This window comes from Polaromonas sp. P1_G4 (genome assembly GCF_056405475.1).
Genome location: NZ_JBFUCA010000291.1, coordinates 1 through 5,478 on the forward strand (window position 1 = coordinate 1; position 5,478 = coordinate 5,478).

General features: G+C 60.5%; 6 protein-coding genes. 2 read left to right on the forward strand and 4 right to left on the reverse strand.

Annotated elements, in window-relative coordinates; all coding sequences use genetic code 11:
- Window positions 1–25: 25 nt before the first annotated feature.
- Both gloB and AC1D1X_RS14670 read left to right on the forward strand, forming a co-directional pair.
- Window positions 26–877 carry a hydroxyacylglutathione hydrolase gene (gene gloB, locus AC1D1X_RS14665; protein WP_477698535.1) on the forward strand — a complete coding sequence of 284 codons (852 nt, stop codon included), beginning with the start codon at window positions 26–28 and terminating at the stop codon, window positions 875–877.
- Window positions 874–2,433: a transglycosylase SLT domain-containing protein gene (locus tag AC1D1X_RS14670; RefSeq protein ID WP_477670870.1), complete on the forward strand. Its 1,560-nt coding sequence runs from the start codon at window positions 874–876 to the stop codon at window positions 2,431–2,433. Before gloB ends, AC1D1X_RS14670 begins: the two co-directional genes overlap by 4 nt.
- 46 nt (window positions 2,434–2,479) lie before the next feature.
- On the opposite strand, the gene AC1D1X_RS14675 is transcribed toward AC1D1X_RS14670, so the two are convergent.
- The 4 genes from AC1D1X_RS14675 to AC1D1X_RS14690 form a co-directional block, all read right to left on the reverse strand.
- Complete coding sequence (locus AC1D1X_RS14675) at window positions 2,480–2,632, reverse strand: DUF3096 domain-containing protein (protein ID WP_348050368.1); 153 nt, start codon at window positions 2,630–2,632, stop codon at window positions 2,480–2,482.
- A gap of 132 nt (window positions 2,633–2,764) precedes the next feature.
- Window positions 2,765–3,604 (reverse strand): ABC transporter permease, encoded by an 840-nt coding sequence (locus tag AC1D1X_RS14680; RefSeq protein ID WP_477671217.1) that lies wholly within the window; start codon window positions 3,602–3,604, stop codon window positions 2,765–2,767.
- A gap of 2 nt (window positions 3,605–3,606) precedes the next feature.
- Window positions 3,607–4,434 (reverse strand): ABC transporter ATP-binding protein, encoded by an 828-nt coding sequence (locus AC1D1X_RS14685; protein ID WP_477670871.1) that lies wholly within the window; start codon window positions 4,432–4,434, stop codon window positions 3,607–3,609.
- Window positions 4,435–4,574: 140 nt separating this feature from the next.
- Window positions 4,575–5,478 (reverse strand): ABC transporter substrate-binding protein (locus tag AC1D1X_RS14690; protein WP_477698536.1); only part of this gene is annotated, 904 nt, incomplete at its 5' end.

Genomic DNA, 5,478 nt, shown 5'->3' on the forward strand with positions numbered 1-5,478 from the left:
TTTCAGAGCTCATTGAGACCACTGTATGTATTTGATTCCCATTCCTGCCTTCGACGACAACTACCTCTGGTTGTTGCATGACGGCAGGCGTGCCCTGGTCGTGGACCCGGGAGATGCCGGGCCGGTGCAGCGCACCCTGGAGCAGCACGCATTGCAACTGGAGTCGATTCTAGTCACGCATCACCATCCCGACCACACGGGCGGTGTCGATGCCCTGCGCGAAGCGACGGGCGCCCAAGTCTGGGGCCCTGCCACCGAACGCATTCCGCAGCCTTACACACATCTCAATGGAGGTGACAGCCTCACGGCCCTCGGCCTGGATTTCCAGGTGATCGACGTGCCCGGGCATACCGCAGGTCACATTGCCTATTACCTTGCCCCCACGCTTTCCGCTTCGCGTGATGCGCTGCCCCCCGAGGGGGCTCATCCGGCTTGGGGCGGCCCGGCGCCGGATGGCCTTGCCGTGAACGGCAGGCCGCTGCTGTTTTGCGGCGACACACTGTTCTCGGGAGGCTGCGGACGTTTATTCGAGGGTACACCGGCGCAAATGCTGGCCTCGCTCGACAAGCTGGCTGCGTTGCCTGGCAACACCGTCGTCTGTTGTACCCATGAATACACACTCAGCAATCTCCGCTTTGCCGTGGCAGTCGAGCCAGAAAATGCCGACCTGGCGGCATATCAGGCGCAATGCGTTGCACTTCGCGCCCAGGGAAAGCCAACCTTGCCGACCTCTGTGGCCCAGGAATTGCTGATCAACCCCTTCTTGYGGACCCGCCAACCCACTATCATGGCGGCTGCCCGGCACTTTGATGCGTCGGCCCGCGACGACAACACCGTATTTGCCGCCATCCGGCAGTGGAAAAACCAATTCAAATGACGCCACACGACCGAACCACTGCAGCATCCCCTCTTCCCAATCTCATCAATTTCCGTATTGTTCCGCTGGCGTTTCTGCTTGTGGCGACACTGTTGGCGGGCTGCGCCACACAGCCACCCGGCATGCCGGGTGACCCGGTCCTCACAACAGGAACAGGCCCCGCCGCCAAACCGCAAGTGCCGGGCGGCCCACTTCAAGCCATCACACCAGGTCAGATCGGCTCTTACCAGATCGCCTCCACGGAACCTCCCAAGGAACTTTGGGACCGTATTCGCCGCGGCTTCGCCATGCCCGACCTGCAAAACGAACTGGTGACGGATCGCGAGCAGTGGTATGCCAGCCGGCCGGACTATATCCAGCGCATGACCGAGCGCTCCAGCAAATACCTTTTTCACATCGTTGAAGAACTTGAGCGCCGCCAGATGCCGACGGAACTGGCATTGCTGCCGTTCATCGAAAGCGCTTTTAACCCGCAGGCCGTTTCCAGCGCCAAAGCCGCCGGCATGTGGCAGTTCATGCCGGCCACCGGCAAATATTTCGACCTGAAGCAAAACGCTTTCCGCGACGACCGGCGCGACGTACTGGCTTCCACCCGTGCGGCACTGGACTACCTGCAAAAGCTGCATGGCATGTTTGGCGACTGGCATCTGGCGCTGGCGGCCTACAACTGGGGGGAGGGCAGCGTGGGCCGCGCCATCGCCAAAAACCAGAGAGCAGGGCTGGGCACCAGCTACACCGACCTGAACATGCCGGCAGAAACGAGGCTCTACGTGCCCAAGCTGCAGGCCGTCAAAAACATTGTGGCCAATCCCCAGGCATTCCGCACGGAATTGCCGCTGATCGAAAACCACCCTTATTTTCAGCAGGTGCTGATCACACGTGACATTGATGTAGCCCTGGCCGCACGCCTTGCGGACGTCAAGATTGAAGACTTCAAGGCACTGAACCCTTCAGCACATCGCCCCGTCATCATCGCAGCAGGAACGCCCCAGATACTGCTTCCCTGGGACAACGCCACGGTGTTTCAGCGCAACTTCGAGGCCTACACCCAGGGGCAATATGCCAGCTGGACCGCCTGGTCGGCGCCCAGCACCATGAACCCGGCCGAAGCAGCACGCCGCACTGGCATGAGTGAGGCCGATCTGCGCAGCGTCAACAACATACCGCCGCGCATGCTCATCAAGGCAGGCTCGACCTTGCTGGTGCCGCGTTCCGCCAAGGTGGAAAACGACGTTACCAGCCACGTTGCAGATACCGCGCAAGTCTCGTTTTCTCCTGAAGTCGTGACACGCCGCACCACCGTCAAGGCCCGCAAGGGCGAGTCGGTTGCAACCATTGCCAAGCGCTACGGCCTGAGCGTTGCCAGCGTTGCCGAATGGAACAATGTCAGCACTTCCAGCGCGTTCAAGCTGGGCCATCAGGTGGTGGTTTTTCTTCCGGTCAAAAGCCATGCCTCAAAAAGCCAGGCCTCAGCCTCCAGCCGCAGTCGCGGCAGTTCCGCCAAAGTGACCAAACGCAGCAATACCAAGACGGTCGTCAAGTCCAAAAAACGTTGACGTTCCGGATCACGCGCTCCAGCAGTCACCAGCTGCGGGGCTGCTGCTACAGCTTGAACGAACCGCTGCCGAACAAACCGATCAAGCCGATAACGATCAGGTAAATCGCCACGATGTAATTGAGCAGCCGCGGTATCAGCAGGATAAGGATCCCCGCGATGAGCGACACGATGGGGCCGATGCTGAGTGAAAGATTCATGGTGTGTCCTTGGAGTGAAGCCGGCTTGCCGCTGCTGCGCATGGCAGAAGCGGTGCAGGCAGTCACGACTTTAAGGAGCCACCCGGCCGCAGGCTGTAGGACGACAGGAAGAGTTGCGGTACAGGGAAAACGTCAGAGTTTTTCTGTCTCACCAGTGCGCGGCTGCCATTTCATGAGCCGCTTCTCCAGCTTGCCAACAATGCCGTCCAGCACCAGGGCAAATGCCGTCAGCACCACGATGCCGGCAAACACCGTGTTCACGTCAAACGTGCCCTCGGCCTGCAAAATCAGGTAGCCCACTCCGCGCGCAGAGCCCAGGTATTCACCCACGACGGCCCCGACAAACGCCAGGCCCACAGAGGTATGCAGGCTGGAAAACACCCAGCTGGTCGCGCTTGGCAGGTACACCGTGCGCAGCAGCTGGCGCTGGTTGGCGCCCAGCATGCGGGCATTCGCCAGCACCACCGGGCTGACCTCTTTCACGCCCTGGTAAACATTGAAGAACACGATGAAAAACACCAGCGTGACCGCCAGCGCCACCTTGCTCCAGATGCCAAGGCCAAACCACAGCGCAAAAATGGGTGCCAGGATCACACGGGGCATGGAATTGGCCGCCTTGATGTAGGGGTCCAGGATGGCGCTGGCTGTAGGGGCCAGGGCAAGCCACAGGCCGCACGCCAGGCCCAGCACGGTGCCTATGCCGAAGGCCAGCACGGTTTCCAGCAACGTGGTGCCCAGGTGAAGGTAGATGTCGGCATTGCCCGGCAAGCCATCGGGGAACATGCGGCTTTCACCAAAACCAAAAGGCATGAACCAGCTCCACACCCTGCCGGCGACCTTGATGGGCTCGCCCAGGAAAAAAGCAATTTTCTGGTCGCGCGAAGCCAGGTGCCAGCCCAACAGCACGAGTACCAACAAGCCCAGCTGCCAGGCGCGCAGGTTGTTTTCTGAAGGTTTGAGGCGGTGCCACATGCTCAAGCCGCTTTCTTCAGTTGCTGCGCGTAACCTTTAAGGACCTCATCGCGCAACACATTCCATATCTGCGTATGCAGCTCGACAAACCGCGGCTGACTGCGTACCTCGGCAACATCGCGCGGACGAGGCAGATCGATGGCAAATTCGCCGATGGGATGCGTGCCGGGTCCAGCCGACAGCACCACCACCCTGTCGCTCATGGCAATGGCCTCGTCAAGATCGTGGGTGATGAACAGCACGGCCTTCTTTTTTGCGGCCCACAGGTCCAGCACCTCGTTTTCCATGAGCTGGCGCGTCTGAATGTCAAGCGCACTGAAAGGTTCGTCCATCAGGATGATGTCGGGATCCAGCGCCAGCACCTGGGCCAGTGCGGTGCGCTTGCGCATGCCGCCCGAAAGCTGGTGCGGATAGCGGTCGCCGAACTCGCCCAGCCCCACGCGTTCAAGCCAGTCCTGCGCCTGGCGGCGGGCCTCGGTATCCGGAACACCACGGTATTGCAAGCCCATCATCACATTGGCGATGGCGCTGCGCCACGGCATTAAGGCTTCAGTCTGGAACATGTAGCCGGCGCGGGTGTTGATGCCGCCCAGCGGTTGGCCAAACACCCGAACCTCACCGGAAGACGGCTCCAGCAAACCGGCACCAATATTGAGTAACGTGGATTTACCGCAACCTGTAGGCCCGACAACCGAAACGAATTCACCGGCCCGTATGCGCAAGGTGGTGTCGCTTACCGCCGCATAACGCTGGCCCGCATCGTCGCGCGAGCGAAAGGTGCAGCTGATGTTGATCAGCTCCAGGGCACAGGCGTCGTCGGGTTCTGGCATGGCGGGAGCTTACAGCAAGGTGCTTGCGCAGGGCCTCTATCTTCACCAGCCGGGGCCGCGGGACTGGCTTTGCCAGACCGCAGGCGCAGCGGCCCCCTCGGGGGGGGCAGCGCATTACACGAAGTGAAAAGCGTGGGGGCTCAAGCTTTGAATCGGTCCTTGGCCTTGCGCGCAAACTCGTTGGTATAGGTCTTGGCGATGTCGATCTTGTCGGCCTTGATGCTGGGGTCAAAGCTTGCCAGTGCCTTGAGCGCCGTGCGCGCGCCGTCATCAGGAATGATGCCGTCAAGCGAAATCGACTCACGCACCTTGTTGAATGACGCAAGGTACAGCGCCCGGTCACCCAGCAGGTAGCTCTCGGGCACGGTCTTGATGATGTCACCGGGGCCTGCAGTCTGCAGCCATTTGAGCCCATGCACGATCGCATTGGCCAGTGCCTGGCAAGTGTTGGGATTTTTCTGGACGAACTCTATCGGGGCGTACAGGCAGGCCGCCGGCATGGAACCGCCAAAAACTTCGATCGTGCCCTTGAGCGTGCGCGTATCGCTGATGATCTTCACCTCGCCCTTTTGCTCGAGCATGGTCATGACCGGGTCGGTATTGCTCATGGCATCGATCTGCCCCGAACGCAGCGCAGTGAGCGCGCCCGCCGCAGTGCCGACTCCGATAAAGCTCACGTCGCCGGCCTTGAGCCCCGCGCGCGAAAGTACCAGGTTGGCCATCATGTTGGTGGACGAGCCCGGCGCAGACACACCGATTCTCTTGCCCTTCAGGTCTGCGACCGTTTTGTAGTTGGGCATGTTTTTTGTTGACACGCCAAAAGCAATTTGCGGCGCCCTGCCCTGCAGCACAAAAGCCTGGAACATCTGGTTTTTGGACTGAAGATTGATGGTGTGCTCGAAAGCACCCGAACAGACGTCGGCAGAACCGCCCACCACGGCCTGCAGCGCGCGTGCACCACCGGCAAAGTCGCTGATTTCAATGTCMAGGCCTTCGGCCTTGAAATACCCCAGTTGCTCTGAAATGGTAAGAGGCAGGTAATAG

What these genes read in the sequence shown, in the direction of transcription:
- AC1D1X_RS14670 (WP_477670870.1), top strand. Translation starts at nt 874, where the DNA reads ATGACGCCACACGACCGAACCACTGCAGCATCCCCTCTTCCCAATCTC.
- AC1D1X_RS14675 (WP_348050368.1), bottom strand. Translation starts at nt 2,632, where the DNA reads ATGAATCTTTCACTCAGCATCGGCCCCATCGTGTCGCTCATCGCGGGG.
- AC1D1X_RS14685 (WP_477670871.1), bottom strand. Translation starts at nt 4,434, where the DNA reads ATGCCAGAACCCGACGACGCCTGTGCCCTGGAGCTGATCAACATCAGC.
- AC1D1X_RS14680 (WP_477671217.1), bottom strand. Translation starts at nt 3,604, where the DNA reads ATGTGGCACCGCCTCAAACCTTCAGAAAACAACCTGCGCGCCTGGCAG.